Source organism: Leuconostoc garlicum (assembly GCF_001998805.1).
Lineage (GTDB): Bacteria > Bacillota > Bacilli > Lactobacillales > Lactobacillaceae > Leuconostoc > Leuconostoc lactis.
Window position 1 is genome coordinate 1,425,873 of the sequence record NZ_CP016329.1, and the last position, 16,471, is coordinate 1,442,343.

Annotated in this window: 17 protein-coding genes; 2 read left to right on the top strand and 15 right to left on the bottom strand. The window is 43.9% G+C overall.

Features of this window, described 5'->3' with window-relative positions:
• Nucleotides 1-4 precede the first annotated feature (4 nt).
• The 3 genes from A9176_RS07195 to A9176_RS07205 are packed head-to-tail and all read right to left on the bottom strand — an operon-like array spanning nt 5 to nt 1,815.
• Complete coding sequence (locus A9176_RS07195) at nt 5-508, bottom strand: ECF transporter S component (protein WP_077282915.1); 504 nt, start codon at nt 506-508, stop codon at nt 5-7.
• On the bottom strand, nt 505-1,308 hold the full coding sequence (locus A9176_RS07200) for a bifunctional hydroxymethylpyrimidine kinase/phosphomethylpyrimidine kinase (RefSeq protein WP_077282917.1): 804 nt from the start codon (nt 1,306-1,308) through the stop codon (nt 505-507). Before A9176_RS07200 ends, A9176_RS07195 begins: the two co-directional genes overlap by 4 nt.
• A 24-nt stretch (nt 1,309-1,332) precedes the next feature.
• Nucleotides 1,333-1,815 (bottom strand): hypothetical protein, encoded by a 483-nt coding sequence (locus tag A9176_RS07205; RefSeq protein ID WP_077282919.1) that lies wholly within the window; start codon nt 1,813-1,815, stop codon nt 1,333-1,335.
• Nucleotides 1,816-1,925: 110 nt separating this feature from the next.
• Here A9176_RS07205 and A9176_RS07210 point away from each other — a divergent pair, with 110 nt between their 5' ends.
• Entirely contained in the window at nt 1,926-2,810 is an 885-nt protein-coding gene (locus A9176_RS07210; RefSeq protein ID WP_010004063.1) for a YitT family protein, read from the top strand.
• Between the two features lie 25 nt (nt 2,811-2,835).
• Here A9176_RS07210 and A9176_RS07215 read toward each other — a convergent pair whose 3' ends face one another.
• From A9176_RS07215 to A9176_RS07270, 12 genes are all read right to left on the bottom strand, one after another.
• A complete protein-coding gene (locus A9176_RS07215) occupies nt 2,836-3,408 on the bottom strand; it encodes a GNAT family N-acetyltransferase (protein ID WP_077282921.1) in 573 nt (190 codons plus the stop codon).
• The gene (locus tag A9176_RS07220; protein WP_077282923.1) at nt 3,405-5,600 is read right to left on the bottom strand and encodes a Tex family protein; all 2,196 of its coding nucleotides are present in this window, start codon (nt 5,598-5,600) and stop codon (nt 3,405-3,407) included. The genes A9176_RS07215 and A9176_RS07220 overlap by 4 nt, the downstream gene beginning before the upstream one ends.
• 120 nt (nt 5,601-5,720) lie before the next feature.
• Nucleotides 5,721-7,325 carry an ABC transporter permease gene (locus A9176_RS07225; protein ID WP_077282925.1) on the bottom strand — a complete coding sequence of 535 codons (1,605 nt, stop codon included), beginning with the start codon at nt 7,323-7,325 and terminating at the stop codon, nt 5,721-5,723.
• Nucleotides 7,315-8,217 (bottom strand): ABC transporter ATP-binding protein, encoded by a 903-nt coding sequence (locus A9176_RS07230; protein WP_077282927.1) that lies wholly within the window; start codon nt 8,215-8,217, stop codon nt 7,315-7,317. Before A9176_RS07230 ends, A9176_RS07225 begins: the two co-directional genes overlap by 11 nt.
• Nucleotides 8,218-8,410: 193 nt before the next feature.
• A complete protein-coding gene (gene folP / locus A9176_RS07235; protein WP_157093706.1) occupies nt 8,411-9,478 on the bottom strand; it encodes a dihydropteroate synthase in 1,068 nt (355 codons plus the stop codon).
• Complete coding sequence (locus tag A9176_RS07240) at nt 9,468-10,067, bottom strand: non-canonical purine NTP pyrophosphatase (protein ID WP_077282929.1); 600 nt, start codon at nt 10,065-10,067, stop codon at nt 9,468-9,470. Before A9176_RS07240 ends, folP begins: the two co-directional genes overlap by 11 nt.
• A complete protein-coding gene (locus A9176_RS07245) occupies nt 10,064-11,332 on the bottom strand; it encodes a bifunctional folylpolyglutamate synthase/dihydrofolate synthase (protein ID WP_077282931.1) in 1,269 nt (422 codons plus the stop codon). Before A9176_RS07245 ends, A9176_RS07240 begins: the two co-directional genes overlap by 4 nt.
• Before the next feature lie 4 nt (nt 11,333-11,336).
• Nucleotides 11,337-11,912: a GTP cyclohydrolase I gene (gene folE / locus A9176_RS07250; protein WP_068852547.1), complete on the bottom strand. Its 576-nt coding sequence runs from the start codon at nt 11,910-11,912 to the stop codon at nt 11,337-11,339.
• Nucleotides 11,899-12,399 (bottom strand): 2-amino-4-hydroxy-6-hydroxymethyldihydropteridine diphosphokinase, encoded by a 501-nt coding sequence (gene folK / locus A9176_RS07255; RefSeq protein ID WP_029510226.1) that lies wholly within the window; start codon nt 12,397-12,399, stop codon nt 11,899-11,901. The genes folE and folK overlap by 14 nt, the downstream gene beginning before the upstream one ends.
• The gene (gene folB / locus A9176_RS07260; protein ID WP_029510228.1) at nt 12,396-12,782 is read right to left on the bottom strand and encodes a dihydroneopterin aldolase; all 387 of its coding nucleotides are present in this window, start codon (nt 12,780-12,782) and stop codon (nt 12,396-12,398) included. The genes folK and folB overlap by 4 nt, the downstream gene beginning before the upstream one ends.
• Nucleotides 12,783-12,989: 207 nt before the next feature.
• Nucleotides 12,990-13,634, bottom strand: a complete 645-nt coding sequence (locus A9176_RS07265) for a VTT domain-containing protein (RefSeq protein ID WP_077282932.1) — start codon at nt 13,632-13,634, stop codon at nt 12,990-12,992.
• Nucleotides 13,635-13,747: 113 nt separating this feature from the next.
• Nucleotides 13,748-14,728, bottom strand: a complete 981-nt coding sequence (locus A9176_RS07270; protein ID WP_077282934.1) for a hypothetical protein — start codon at nt 14,726-14,728, stop codon at nt 13,748-13,750.
• A 346-nt stretch (nt 14,729-15,074) separates the two neighbouring features.
• Here A9176_RS07270 and A9176_RS07275 point away from each other — a divergent pair, with 346 nt between their 5' ends.
• Complete coding sequence (locus tag A9176_RS07275; RefSeq protein ID WP_029510231.1) at nt 15,075-16,418, top strand: MFS transporter; 1,344 nt, start codon at nt 15,075-15,077, stop codon at nt 16,416-16,418.
• The last annotated feature ends 53 nt before the right edge of the window (nt 16,419-16,471 follow it).

Genomic DNA, 16,471 nt, shown 5'->3' on the forward strand with positions numbered 1-16,471 from the left:
ATGTTTAATTTTTTAAATTCACTTGTGGCATGCACTTAAAGACTGGCATCAAAACTAATGCAACAATCAAGCCCATGACGGCTTGAGCAATATTACCAATGATGGAAGCCACGCCGGCAGCCCAATTATAAAGCAAGGCCCCAGCCAACAAATAACCCACGACCATAATCACTGACCCTAAAATCAAGCCAACGACCTGACTTGAGACGCGCTTTTGATAACCAAAGTATCCAACAACATAGCCTTCAAGACCATGAATCACTAATGAAAAAATCATCCATTGCGGATAACCAGCAAGCAAGTCAAGCAACAACCCACTCAAACCGCCAACAATCATCCCACTTCGTGCACCACCTAATAGTGCCGCAATAAAAATACCCGCTTCAACTAAATTCACAAAACCGTTTGTTGCTGGTACGGGAATTTTAACGATATAAGATAAGGCGACATTAAAGGCAATAATCACTGCCAAAATTGCCAAGTGCTTTGTGTGTTGTGCTTCTTTCATTTTTCGGCCCTCCGTGCGCCTTGCCAGACATTTCCAACATCAAAAGTGTGATTTAAATCGACACCATACTTAATCCCATACCAGACAAATTCTTTCGCATCTTGTGCGGCGGCTAAAACATCAGCCGTTTGACCAAGATTTGCCGCTAAACTAGCTGATAAGGTACAACCGGCGCCGTTATGGTACATCTTAGCTTCCGGAATTTTCGCTTGCGTCAAAAATGTCGCTGTTGTCCCATCATATAACACATCAACCGCCTCATCACCGGCCAACAAGGTCCCACCTTTTAATAAGACGTTTTGGGCGCCAAGCGCCACGAGTCGTTGCGCCGCTTGCACCATATCCGCCCGCGAAGTAATAGTTTGGCCGGTTAAAATTTCAGCCTCACGTAGATTGGGTGTCACCACCGTTGCTAACGGTACAAACTGATCGATTAAACAAGCCACAATATCTTTTGTCTCGACTTGCGTGGTTTCCTTAAATACCATCACCGGATCAACAATAATCGGGATATTAACATCCCGTAGATATTTGGCAACAAGGCGAACAATATCAAGTGTTGGCAATAAGCCAACCTTAACAGCAATAATATCATCAAGCGCTAAAACTGATTCTAATTGTGCCGCAATCACTGCTAAATCAAGCGGGAAAATTTGAAAGTCATCTGGTGTCACCGTCACAATACTTGTGGTCACACTTAGGCCAAAAAGGTTATAGTTGGAAAATGTTGCTAAATCCGCTTGAAGTCCGCCACCTGCAAGGGTATCGGAACCAGCGATTGTTAAAATTTTGTGGGGCATAGCCTAAACTTCTTTACTTAATTTTTATGGTGCTGAGGCGACAAAATTAATATTGCGCCCATCATCGATCACAGCCGTCACAACCGCATTGTTACCACCGGACGTAATCGACCATGAATAATAACGGCCATGCGCTTTTGCCCAAGCTATTGCCTCACTAATTGGCTTCCCTTTAAGTTGCGCTGACTCTTTAATGCTATCATTTTGGCTGCTTGAAGCACTTGAACTTTGTGTTGCCTGACTACTACTTGATGATGCAGCTGAATGTTGCTGACTCGAAGATTGACTGGCGGCACTACCTGTTGTCGAATCAATCGTTTCATCAATCGTTTTGCTGGATTGCGTCTGCGTTTGAATCCTCGTCGACGTACTTTGTGATGTTGAATAGGTGATATAGAGAAACACACCTAAACTAATCACAACAAGGCCGGCTAACACAATGAAAAAATTGCGAATAGGATGGCCTTGTTTCTTAAATTTAGGGCGATGATAATCGTAATCTGTCATACCTTACCTCTCATTGTTTTCTATTATAACATAGAATAACTATCATTCTGCTTCTGCTAACTGATTTTATGATAAGATTAGATTAGTGCCTTTGAGGAGAAAAATCACGTATGCTCAAAACAAATTTAGAACGTATCTCAATCAAAGATGTGATTATGATTGCCGTTGGTACCGGCCTCTACGGCTGGGGACTAATCAATGTGAACATCCCCAACCGTTTGGCTGAAGGTGGTATATCTGGGATCACTTTGATTTTAAAAGCCCTATTCAACTGGAATCCGGCTTATACAACCTTTATCTTAAATATTCCATTGCTCTTTATTGGCTACCGCATTCTCGGTCGGCGTGCCCTGATATATACCATTTGGGGGATTACATCACTGTCAATTTGGCTCTATATCTGGCAAGTGTTTCCGACGCCACCAGCTCTGAATCAAGATATGCTAATCGCTGGTTTGATTGCCGGTATCGTTGCCGGTGCTGGTCTAGGAATTGTTTTCCGCTTTGGTGGCACATCCGGCGGGACAGATGTTGTTGCACGCATTATGGAACAAAAATTTGGCATTCAAATTGGTCGGACTATGTTTGCATTAGATGCAGTAGTCCTACTTTTGTCCCTGATCTACATTGATATTGTGCACATGATGTATACCTTAATCGCCTCGTTCGTTTTTGCTCAAGTCCTAGCACTCACGCAGCAAGGCGCTTATACGGCTCGGTCATTTATGATTTTCACAGACTATCCAGAAGAAATTTCACATGCCATTATGGCAGAATTAGAACGTGGGACTAGTTTGTTAAAATCTGAGGGGGGTTATTCTCACCGCGAACAACGCGTTGTCTACGCTGTTGTCGACCCTTCTGAAGTCAACACGGTTCAACACATTATTGAAGAAATTGATCCAAAAGCGTTTGTTTCAATCTTCACAGCGCAAGAACAATTGGGTGAAGGTTTCTCTTATCTACGCCCAAAGAAAAAATATTTTTTCTTCTAAAAAAGGATGCCAATGGCATCCTTTTTTAGATTAGGTTTTTTTGCATATGTGTATAGTGGTGCGATTCAATCATTAAGTCTCCTGTCGGCACAAACCCTAAACGTTGGTACAGCGCCATTGCGTCAGGATTTGAATCATCGACATTTAAACCAATCACATGGCGATCTTCTTGTCGTGCCCGCGTTTCGGCGGCTTTCAGCAGCGCCTGACCGACACCTTGACCACGTGCCGCAGACGTGACAACGACAGAATCAATATACCATTCGTTCTCAAAGACTTCAGAATCTTCAAATAACCAACGATGATAACTATACTGATCAGCTAAAACAGTTTGCATTGCGGTGTCTAGCACGGGTTCATCAGTATCTGGATAACCAAACAAAACCCCAATGACCTGACCGGCATCATCTTGTGCCACCAAAGCGCGCCGGTAGTGATAACGCGACTGATCTGATTGTGTCACAGCCAAGCGCCAGGCTGCCTGCACATCAGCCACACTTAATTCATCATAGATCGCCAAATCCATGGCATCAAAAATTGTTTGTTCTAATTGTAAAATTGCATCTTGATCAGCTTGCGTTGCAGCGCGAATTATCATGCAGTACTTTCCTCCGGTTGAATCATCGTTAAACCAATACGTTGGCGTTTTGTATCAATTTCAACTACCCAAACATCGACAATATCCCCAACAGCCACAATATCGGCCGGTGTTTTAACACGGTGTTTCGCTAGCCGAGAAATATGCACCAACCCATCATGCTTGACACCAAGGTCAACAAAAGCCCCAAAATCAACGACATTGCGCACCGTGCCTTGCAACTTCATGCCGGGCTTTAAGTCATCAATATGTAAAACATCTGACTTTAACAAGGCGCCCACCATTTCTGATCGCCCATCACGGCCTGGTTTTTGTAAACTTCCAACAATGTCATGCAGCGTTTGTACCCCAATACCTAATTGATTAGCTGTTGCCATCGTATCTAACTGGCGTAACTTTTGATTAGCCGCCGGTGTGGTTAACTCATTATGGGATACTTGGGCTAACGCCAACAACGCCTGAGCGGCGGCGTAACTTTCTGGGTGAATATCTGTATTATCCAACACATTATCACCTGATACTATTCGTAAGAAACCAGCTGCTTGTTCGTACGCCTTTGGTCCCAAGCGTGGCACTTTTTTCAACGCCACGCGGGACTTAAACTCACCATTAGCCTCACGATAAGCAACAATATTTTGTGCTAACGTTTGGTTCAAACCTGCAATGTGGGTTAAAAGCGCCGCACTTGCAGTATTTAAGTTGACCCCCACTTGGTTAACAGCTGTCTCGACCACTGCGTCAACTTGTTCATCCAAAGCTTTCGTATTCAAATCATGTTGATATTGACCAACCCCGACGGATTTTGGATCAATTTTAATCAGTTCAGCCAGTGGATCCTGAATACGACGACCAATGGAAATCGCTGATCGTTCTTCCACGTGCAAATCAGGAAACTCTTGACGCGCGGCATCCGATGCTGAATAGACTGACGCACCTGCTTCGTTCACAATGGCATATTTTACCCCTTGCGGTAAATTCGCCGCCACAAATTCTTCTGATTCACGGGATGCTGTCCCATTACCAATAGCGACCAATTGCACGTTAAACGTCGTCACCAATGTCTTAAATATTTTGGCCGCATCTGCCCGTTGTTGGGCATTGGCGGGCTTATGCGGATAAATCACTTGCTTTTTCAGGAATTTACCTTGCGCGTCAATGATGGCCAGTTTAGAACCCGTTCGGAACCCTGGATCAAAGCCCATTACCACTTGTCCCTTTAACGGCGCTTGCATAAGTAAATGATACAAATTCTGACCGAAAACTTGAATTGCCTGTGCTTGGGCCCCTTGCGTTAAGGTTTGACGCACTTCACGTTCAACCGCAGGTTGAATAAAGCGCTTGTAGGCATCTTCAATCGCGCGTTGGAGCACCTGAAAACCTTCTCCATCTGTTGCTTGTCCCTGACGCATTGTCGTTTGCATAAAGTGATACATACGTGCTTCAGGAAAATCAATTTTAACAGACAGCACGCCATCCTTTTCCCCACGATTAACAGCTAAAATACGGAACTGATTGTTAGTCAGTGTCTTGATGGGTTCACTAAACGCATAGTATTGCCCATAAACTTCTTGTGGGTCTTTTTCACGCCCACCACGCTTTAGCGTAGCCACTAAAACACCATCGCGTTGCATGCGTGTCCGCAGCCATTGTCGGTAGGTCGCGTTTTCACCAATTTGTTCAGCTAAAATTTCATGTAAACCAGCTTGCACAGCCGTGACTGTTGGTAAATCATTATTGATAAATTCAGCATAGTTGATTGGTGCCGCCAGGTCTGCCATCACGCGGTCAGCTAGCGGTTGTAAGCCCATTTCTCGCGCAATCATGGCTTTTGTCCGCCGCTTTTGCTTATAAGGCAAATATAAATCTTCCACTGCTTGTAGTGTTGTTGCGGCTTGAATAGCTGCCTGCAATTGTGGATTTAATTGTTGTTGTTCATAAATCGCCTTTAACACCGTATGCTGACGATCCACCACATCCTGCACTTTTTTAGCAGCTGCTTGAATGTCACGAATTTGCACTTCGTCTAATTCGCCGGTCATTTCCTTACGATAACGTGCAATGAAAGGCACTGTTGCCCCATCATTTAATAACGTCAAAGTTGCTTGGGTTTGCTTTTGCGACAAGCCTACGCTTGCTGCAACACGCGCTGCAAGCGCTGTTGCTGATAACTCGGTCAAAACTAATTCTGTCATGTTTAAATTCCGTTACTCTCTTTTCGCTATTGCCTCATCTCATGATCAGACAACACCTTTCATTCTATCGTAAGTTACCCAAGCCAATCAAATCGATTCTATTTTCAAGTTGTGACATGTTTAATCACGTAAATCTCCTTGACGATAACCGAGATAGCCTAACCCAATCAACGCTAAGGCAAGCGTTAATACGACGACCCATGATCCCCAATCAATTGCCGATAGCGGTACTTGCGCAACCCATGAGCTCGGCATAACTTGAATCAACCATTCTGGCATTTTGAGCATTTTACCTAAATACAGCATATAAAAGTTAAGCCCTAGGGCCAAATAAACCAATCGATACCACTTTGGCAACCATCCCAACAAAACTGCCGCTAAACCGACAAAAAATAGCAAAATCGGGAACGCATTAACTGCTACCGCGTTAAATTTGGTAATCGTAATGGGCGTTGGCATCACAATCGCTTGAGCTACAAACATACTGTAAATGGCAGCAAGCCATGCGCCTAATGTGAACAGCACCCCACTGCCAACATAGCCGACATATAGGCGTAATCGGCTAATGGCATGCGCACTAATTAAATCAATCGTGCCATTTTCTAAATCACGCTTAAAGCGACCCATGGCAATGAGCCCAGCGATACTGGCGACCGTGACTGGCATAATTAAAATGGTGTGCATGAAGACCAGCACAATTTGATCACCAAGTTGCGTCATTTTTGACGTGCCCAATAAATTTTTTAAGACAGCGTTGTTGGCCGCTAGTTGTTTAATTTGATGAAAAATGGCGCCATAACTCATCCCCAAAGTGCTCAACCCCAGTAACCAAATCACAAAACTGGTCCGTTCTAAACGCACTTGTAAGCTAAGCCAACCACGCAAGGATTTGGGTGCCGTCGCAGGTCCAGCACTGATACTGACAAGACCTGTCCCCAAATCGCGCGTCGCTAACAACAACAGACTCCCACCAATGATCACGAGGCTTAAACATACTAATAATATCACGGGTAGCCAATTGTTTGTCGCGCCAATTTGGCTCTTTTCCACCCAACCTAACGGTGATAACCAAGTGAGTTGCGGCTTGACGGTGTCTGTCACCATGCGCCCAACAAACATCACACCAAAAATCAAATACCCCATGGCGGTCGCCAATCGTGCCTGCCGTGCAAGCTGTGCGGTCAGCAGCCCAATACTCATAAACAATAAGCCACTACTCAATAATCCCGCTACAAATAACAGTGTCGCCGGCCAGGTAGCCCCATTTAACACCCGATAGGATAGACCAGTTAAAGCAATCGCCACATTGATGCTCATCACTTCAATTAAGACGGCCATCGGTTGGGCGAATTTACCCACGGCGAGACTACGTAACAGCTCATTGACGCCTTTTTCTTCCTCGGCGCGTGTATTTTTAATGACCAGTTGAAAATTCATCACCACCATCATCATGATGGTAAATAATAACATTTCCCCTACTGCAATATCAAAGGTCGTATACGTCTTTAATGGTGGTAATGAGCCAAAAAGTGCGACCATGGCCGGCGTTTTTAAAGTTGTCACAATACTTTGTACTTGCGCAGGTGTCCCATAAATCTGGTTATAAATGGCGGCAATGACCAAATTCAAGCCCCCAACAATCACGAACCAAAGGGTCAAGACCAGCCAATCTTTTTTGAGGTAAAACCACGTCAACTGAGTGGTCTTTGCAAGCTTATTGTTCATGCGCTGTCCCATCCTGATAGTAAGTCAAAAAGATTTCTTCTAAAGTTGGTGGCGTTATGCGTAAATCTTTTAAACCAAATTGTGCCAATTGTTGGGTCACTACCGCTAGCCCATCGTGCGAGACAGTAAAAGTCAAACGCTGACCGTCTTGTTTCAAGTTCGTCACCCCAGACGTTGTGGCCAATCCAGTGGCGTCTTTGGTGACAATCGCTAACACATTAAGGTTGGCGATATGCTGCAAATCTTGTAATTCACCAGTTTCAATAATTTCGCCCTGTCGAATAATCGCAATTTGATCCGCTGTCTTTTCAACTTCATCTAAAATATGAGAACTTAATAACACCGCTTTATTGGCTGCTTTCAGCGCCAATACTTCCGACTGAAAATTAGGCGCCTGTAAGGGATCTAACCCACTGGTTGGTTCGTCAAAAATATACAAGTCGACATCGGCTGAAAATGCGGCAATCAACGCCACCTTTTGGCGATTACCTTTCGAGTAAGTGCGCGCTTTTTTGGTTGGGTCGAGCGCAAATTTTTTAATCAACACATCTGTTTTGGCCGTATGGTCGTGACCGCCCATCCGCAACAACAGATCAATAATTTCACCGCCGGTTAAATTGGGCCACAAATAAACATCCCCTGGCACGTAAGCAATCCGTTGATGGGTAGCCACAATATCTGTTAAGGCATTGTGGCCATTTAACGTCACTTGCCCAGATTTTGGTTTTAATAGTCCCAAAATAGTACGAATTAAGGTTGATTTCCCCGCGCCATTAGGCCCCAGTAAAGCAAATACCTCACCTTGGTGAATCGTAAATGTGACTTGCTTTAAAACATGAAACCGACCAAAAAACTTGTCCAAGTTTTGCACCTGTAAAACGTCATTTGCCATCAGCAGCTCACTCCAAATTTTCACTATAATATGGCTTCATTTTGCGCCTTTCACCACATGTTTGCAAGAAAAAAGGCCATAAAAAAACGCCAGTAACAAATTCATGTTACTGGCGGGTAGGTAGATAGATACTACCCAGTTGGTCACTAGTAGTATACCTCATTTTCCAAACGATAACAAGTTAAAAATGACACTATTTTTGCCAAAAACTTTGCGCAATCGCACGCACCACTTGGGTCATTTGCTTGGCTGATTGTACATCATGCACACGTAAAATGCGTGCACCACGCTGAAACATTTCTGTTGCCGCCACCAATGACACATCCGCACGCGCCAACTTTGGCAACCCCAATAAAAACTTGGCCCAACCTTTATTAGAAACGGCAGTCATAACTGGCCGTTGCAGATCTTGTAAATGACCAATGGTATTCATCATCGCCAAATCCTGCGCAACATCAGAGTTTTTCGCGTAACCCACTCCTGGATCTAACGCAATACGTTGTCGCGCAATGCCTGCCGCAGTTAATTGCGCTAAGTTATCTTCAAACCACGCATGCATTTCCGCTTGTAAGTTCACGACAGTTTCGCCACGTGGATTCCACATCGTTAACAGCCCAACTTGATGGTCTGCCAGAAATGATGCTTTCCGCGGATCATCCAAAAAGCCATTCACATCATTGATAATATCAACGCCTAAAGCAACGGCGCGGACCATGACATCAAATTTATAGGTATCTACGGCAATCACAGCGTCAGGATATTGCGCCTTAATACCTGTGATAACTGGTGCAATGCGATCAATTTCTGCAGTTGGTATTAATTCAAGACCCGCTGCTTCAAAACCTGGCTTGGTCGTTTGCCCACCAACTTCAATCACATCTGCCCCTTTGGCTAACATCTCACCAGCTCGGGCAACCATCGTATCAACATCCGCGACTTGGTCCCCGTTGTAAAATGATTCCGGACTAACATTTAACACACCATAGATAATACCATCAGCATCATGCAAGGTTTTACCATTCACGACCCAAAGATGATCAATCGCGACTAACCACTGTTGTAATTCAGGACTAGCAGTACGTTCATGCAACGCGACAATCGCACCGCGACTCAGCCAGTACGTATCTGCGGTTAGTGGGATCGCACTGTATTCAGCCAAACACTGTTGATCGGCAGCAGTAATTCGCCAAGCAGCCCCTTCACCGCGTACAGCCATTTGTGCTAACACCGGATTTTCTATTGTGATTTGTTCAAAATGCATGCCCAATTTTCTCCAATAACTGTTTTGCTGCGCGTCCACGATGCGAATAATGTACGCGCTCGGCCATTGGCATCTCAGCCAACGTCAAGCCATTTTCAGCTTCAAATAATGTATCAAAACCAGCTGAATAAGTTCCCCGTGGTGCTAACGCAAGGGTTACACCACCACGACCAGTACTCTGATAAACGGCCCCTGTCGGCGTAAGCAAAACAAACAATGCCGCCAAATAGGCCCCGCGATCCATGCCTGGCTCGTATAAGCCGAGTAAATAATCATCCTCTTCTTGCATCGATTGAAAGCCCATTGCTTTAAAATCTCGGGCAATCGTTAGGCCGAATTTATCAGGGAAGGCCGCAAAAAAAGCCCCTGTATCATCAGCTAAAATGAATTCATCAGGTAAAAATTGCTGGATAAACCGTGCTTTAACAAACGCATTCTCAAATTGATCATCCGTTGTTTCTGCCGGAAATGTTTTTTCTGGCATCAGCTCGCGATAATTCACAGCAGTCATACCAAATGTGGCAAAAACAGCCACAATTTCGCGGGTTTTTGCCGAATTATTTGATGCAATCACAAGCCGATTAATCATGAAAAACCTCCAACTGCATTTAACGTATAAAATGAACCCGCCACCATAATATATTGGCTTGGTGATGTGCGTTGTGCCATGGCATACGTTAAGGGATCTTGGTCCATAACCGTCACAGGCAAGTTGGCATCAATCGCTTGAACGGCTTCAGCCAATGCTGTGGCCGATAACGCGCGCGGATTGTTTGGCGTGACCGTGATCACCGCTGAAACCAAGGGTAATAAAATATTAAGCATTTGGTGGTAGTTTTTATCCGCTAACACCCCAAGGACCAAGATTGGCCGCTCCGGTAATGCCCAGTTTGTCAATGATGCCACGAGGCCTTGTGCGGCATCTTCATTATGGGCACCATCCCATAAAATATGTCGCGTTTGGTCGACTTGCATGCGCCCTAACATTTGCGCCTGTGCTAGCCCACGACGCCGGGCTGCCACATCAAACATCACCTGATCCCGCTGCTCTAGTGCCGCTAGAATTTGCCAGACCACGCTGAGATTACGACGTTGAAACGCCCCCACTAAACCAAGTTGGTAGTGTTCCCCAGCGACTGACACGGCTAAACCAGCTGGTGTATCCTGGCGCACCGTCACTGTCACTGGCTGCGCAGCCCAAGTGGCTTGTTTCGCCAGGGTAGTCGTTTTTAGAATGGTTAATACTTCAGCTGATTGTGCTAAATCGCTGACAACTAACGCCCCAGGCGTGATGAGATCAGCTTTATTTTGTGCAATTTCAGCCAGTGTTTGGCCTAAAATATTTTGATGATCCAAACCAATTTCGGTGTAGGCGACTACGGCAGCTTGTCCCACCATGTGTGTCGCATCATCACGCCCACCCAAACCAGCTTCCAAAATAGCATAAGTCACGTGTTCAGCTTGGAACACCAACAGGGCTACAATCGTCCACACTTCAAAATAAGACAAGTCATCAATCGTCCGGTCATGAGCAACTAAAGCCTGTAGCAATTGGTGATAAGCTGTTACCCAAGCCGTCTCGGTCACGAACTGGCCGTTTAACCAAATTTGTTCACGGTCGTTAAACACTGCTGGACTAGCAAAATGCCCCACTGTTTCACCATGTGCGCGTAAGACTTCACGCAACATCGCCCCAGTTGAGCCTTTCCCATTGGTCCCAGCAATTTGAATAATCGTCAAATCTTGATCTGGTTGCCCGACCCATTGTAGCACTTGGCGTAAAAATGTTAACCGGTTGGGATCAAACACCCGCCAACCTTTATCTAATTGTTGTTGAATGGTTTGATAAGTCATCTGATTAACGCTGACTGACCCGACGGGCAAAGCTATCCCGCAAAAAGGTATCGGTTTTTAATAAATCACGATAAATTGACGTATTGGTTTGCGTCCCTGGTTGATTAATACCACGCATTTCCATGCACATATGGCGCGCTGTGACGTTAACGGCCAACCCCTTGGGATGTACAATGCGTTGCATTTCATCCGCAATCAAATGGGTCAAATTTTCTTGCACACTTGGGCGACGGCTCGCCCAATCTACTAAACGTGGCACCTTACTCAACCCAATAATTTCACCATCCGGTACATAGGCCACATCAACAGTACCAAAAAAAGGTAATAGATGATGCTCACACATTGAATAAAACGGGATGCCTTCGACAACGACCATATCGGCATCTTGTGTGGTGTCAAATAATTTATAGTCGGAAAATTGCGTTTCACCGGTATGGGCAAAGATTTCGGCATGTGCTTTAACGACACGCTCAGGGGTCTCAATAACGCCTGAACGGTCTGGATCATCGCCAATTGCTGCCAATAAATTGGTGACGCCTGTTTGCAGTTTCAAAATTTGTTCGTTATTAAATGTTTTCATATTCTACTCTCGCACCAGTCACAACGCGCACCCAATTGGTGTCGGTCGTGCTAGCTAATAATCGTTCAATTTCATGTCGACGATCTGCGGCAATCACATCTAAAAGTGGTTGCAAGACAAAACGTCGGTTTGCCATTTCACGGTGCGGAATGGTCAAGACATCGTCTGACCAGACTTCATCCCCGAACACTAAAATATCGAGGTCAATGGTACGTGGTCCCCAATGGATTTCGCGGACACGCTTGAGCTGTTGTTCAATCACATGTAAGCTGGTCAACAGTTCTGGTGCTGACAAGGTTGTTTCTAATCGGACCGCAATGTTATAAAAATCATCCTGGGCCACGCCACCCACCGGTTGGGTTTCATAAACTTGGGAGACAGCCGTCACGGTAATGGCTGGCATGGCGTGCAACAATTGCACCCCACGTTGTAGATTGCCTAACCGATCACCAATGTTAGCCCCCATACTCAAATAGGCCCGCGTCATGCTTCAGCCCACTTCGATAGGTCAGTTGGTGTGCCACTGACTTGAATGATAAACGGATCATAGATACCAGGCAACGGAATATAATCCTTATGAACAGCAACGTCAATTTTATCAACTTGTGGAAATTGGGTTAACAATGCCACTAATAGCGCATTGGCTAGACTTTCCATCAAATTGAATTGGCTGGTTGTTACAATGGCTTCAACCCGCTGATAAACATCAACATACGAAATCGTTGTGCTTAAATCATCATCCTTCACCGCCGTTTCAATTGGATAATGGACCGTGACATCCACTGCAATTTGCTGACCTAATTTCTTTTCTTCATCGAATACGCCGTTATAGGTATAAAACCGCATATTTGGCAAATGAATCATTCCCATCGTTCGTCTCCTTAGCACATCGTGATGATATTTTACTACGATTATGCGTACATGCTGATCATTTATTTTTTACCAATCTGAAAATATTGTACCATAAATCACCTACTGACAAGACGAATATCACTGCTGTCATGCATCGATCTATGGTTACAGGCAATAAAAAACGCCCAATGCCGTGTTCTCACGACGATTTTGAGCGTTACTGACTTAGCCTTGTTTAGTTTTATTGCGTAGCGTCGACACCATCATTGGCAAAATTGAGATGAACACAATCCCCACCGTAATCAATTCAAAGTTTTGTTTGACTAGCGGAATGGCCCCAAATAAGGTCCCTGCTAACAACATCAAAATAATCCAACTTGCCCCACCAACCGCATTATAACCGGCAAATTTAGCGTATTGCATATGACTCATACCGGCCAAAAATGGGATGAACGTTCGGACGATTGGCGTAAAACGTGCCAAAATAATGGCACTGGCACCATGCTTATCAAAAAAGTTTTGCGACTTTTCCATTTTGTCACGGCTGATTAACTTAGCCTCCCAACGACTCGAAGACAGGACAGGCCCAAAATGTTCCCCGATTTCAAAATTCACAAAATCACCCAGAATTGCTGCCGGCACTAACAATACCACCAACAGCAAAAAGTTCAGGCCATTAAACGATAACGTCGACAATGATCCGACTAAAAATAAGATGGAATCACCTGGTAAAAACGGTAAGATTACCAGCCCTGTTTCAATAAAGATTAGGGCAAATAAAATCCCATAAACTAAGAGTGGATTTTGGTGTGCCAGTTGCGGCAAGTAGACATTAAAATTGAGTAAACTTGAAATAATCCCTGTTAACATGTGTTGATATCCTTTTTATGTTCGGTTTCTCTCAAGTATAGACTGATGTTGCGTGTGAAGCTTGATTATTTCCTGATTAAATTCTGATATTTTGTCAGTAAAGACACTTTTTATCACTTAAACTCAAAATTTGAAATATCGGTTTGTAAAATTCGGTCAACGATGATTGGTGTTTTCTTGCGGTAAGCTTTAGCGCCGGATTCAAAAATAAGCCAAATATTATCCCCTTGAAAATCAATACCTTCTAAATAAGGTGGCAACTGCGCCATCGTCCCAGCATAGGTAAACTCATTGGTTGTCGCATCATACTGATAACGCATGATAGCAGCGGGCTGCTTACCATAGGAAAAAGTAATATATAAATTTCCATGATAGAAATTGATGCCTTGAATGTGACCGTTTGCTGTTTGAAGCTTAGTATCACGATTCAGGTTACCCGTTGGTGCTTGTCCATCTGGATCAGTCAGCAACGTATTGGTCGTGCGATTAATGGGAAATCGTTGAATCAGCCCATTTTTGTTAGCACTAAACGTCCCAACCCAAATGGCATCTTGGTAGTATTCAATTGCCGCCGCAGTTTTGATATCTGCCAACGTGATGACATCATCAAATTGCGGCAAAATTTGGTCTTTTTTGGACTTAATCAGTTTACTAATTTGAATGCGTCCTAATTTTGTCACGCCTTGACTATCATCTGATAGATATAGGGTTTGCGTGCGATCGTCAATGGTAATCCCACCAACATGAGCCCGTGTTGGTAAGGCAATTGTTTTAATTTGCTGATGGGTTTTGCGGTCAATCACAAGCAACACCGAATTTAATTGCTTCGTGTGGTCATAAGCACTCACAAAGATATATTTGTCATTTAGCGTAAGGCTTTGCGGCGTCATATTCGTTGTATATTGCCATTGCTTTGTCTGCCCAACAGAACGTGCGCCCCCTAATCCAGGTACACCAATTAAATGATTAGCTGTTAACGTCCCTTTGTTATTGGCAATTGTTTTATAAAATTCAGGATATTGACTTTTAAGCCGTTGATCAAGTTGAGCAGCTGGTACTGGTTTAAAACCACGCGTTGCTTGTGTCGTCTTCATGATGAAAAAAAACACTCCCCACACCTACTAATAACGCCATCAGCAACCAAATTTTATTTAATTTCATTGTTTCTGTCACACCTTTTAAATTTCTACTATTATGATCGTATCATGAGATAGTATCTCATAAATAAAGATTTAATAAATTTTAATGCTATACTGCCTATTGACGAATAAAAAATTATTCTAATAATATATCGTGCCAAATTGTCACTAATCACTTGACATGCCAGAAAATTCATTATAGACTAAATGAATTGTAATTCAATTTTAATCAGTGCAATTGATCGTATTGCAAAGCTGGCATGTCTGGAAAGGCATGTCAGCTTTTTTAAGGAGTTTATGCATGACAGAAAAAGTAGCGTTAAAAGAACTTTTGGCGATTGTCGCCCTATCAGTCGTCGCCTTCTCAGGTATTATGGCTGAAACCGCCATGAATGTCACCTTCACGGTGTTATCACAAGAATTTAATCGCGACTTAAATATGATTCAGTGGGTGACAACACTTTATCTCTTAGCCGTCACGATTATGATCACCACCAGTGCTTTTTTAATTAAGCGTTTTAATAGTCGGTGGCTATGGTTGAGCAGTGTGTTCATTTTCCTGATTGGCACGCTGCTCAGTGGTTTTGCCCCAACACTTACATGGCTTTTGATCGGTCGTATTTTAGAAGGCATTGCTGCCGGCATTGCCATGCCGTTAGTCTTCAACTATGTTGTTGATGTCGTGCCAGCGCAACACGTTGGTACCTATATGGGGCTCGCCTCACTCGTGATTGGGTTGGCACCATCATTTGGTCCTACTTATGGCGGTGCCTTAGTTGAAATTTTGGGTTGGCGGTCTATTTTCTTTATCCTATTAATCGCACCATTCGTCTCTTTACTACTGGGTTGGTGGACAATCGGTAAAATTAAACAGCCACCCATCACCAAATCATTTGACGCTGTGGCTTTCGCGCTCCTCGCTGTGTCGCTAACGGCAGCCTTGCTAGTGGTCAATAAACTTGAATCTGGCACTTTGAATTGGGCCTATTTAAGTTTAGCCGTCATCATGCTGCTGGCTTTTATTCGGCGTAGCAATACCTCACAAAAAGTATTCTTAAACTTGAAACTGCTGACACAATTAAAATTTACCGCCTTATTAATTGCGATTTCGTTGTATATGTTTGTCATGTTGGGGTTAAATTTAATTATCCCAACCTATCTTCAAAATGTTCAACACACGTCAAGTTTCTGGGCAGGGTTTGCTTTATTACCTGGTACCCTGTTAGGCGCCTTTTTTAACCCCTTATTTGGTCGTATGTATGACAAAACCGGTGCTAAAACGCCGATATATATCGGTCATAGTGTTTTCACCATTACGGTTATCGTGTTGACTATTTTGACGAAACAGTTAAGTCTCATTTTAGTGATTGTGCTCTACATCTTGTTTATTCTTGGCCGAAATATGTCGTATACGAATGCACAAACCGCTGCAATTGCTGAACAAGCTGACGCGGTAAAATCTGATGCAACAGCCATTATTCAATCAACACAAATGTTTATGGGCGCTTTAGGGACCACCGTGGCAGCGCTCCTCCAATCACACGGCGGCGTCTTAATTGGATTTGGTTGGTTTAATTTATTGGCAATTAGTTTATCCCTACTAATTTTTGGCCTACTCATTTTTTACTTTAAATCAGCCCGCTAAACCAACTCAACGACACATAAAAAAGGCACACAATTTCGCGTTAAATTGTGTGC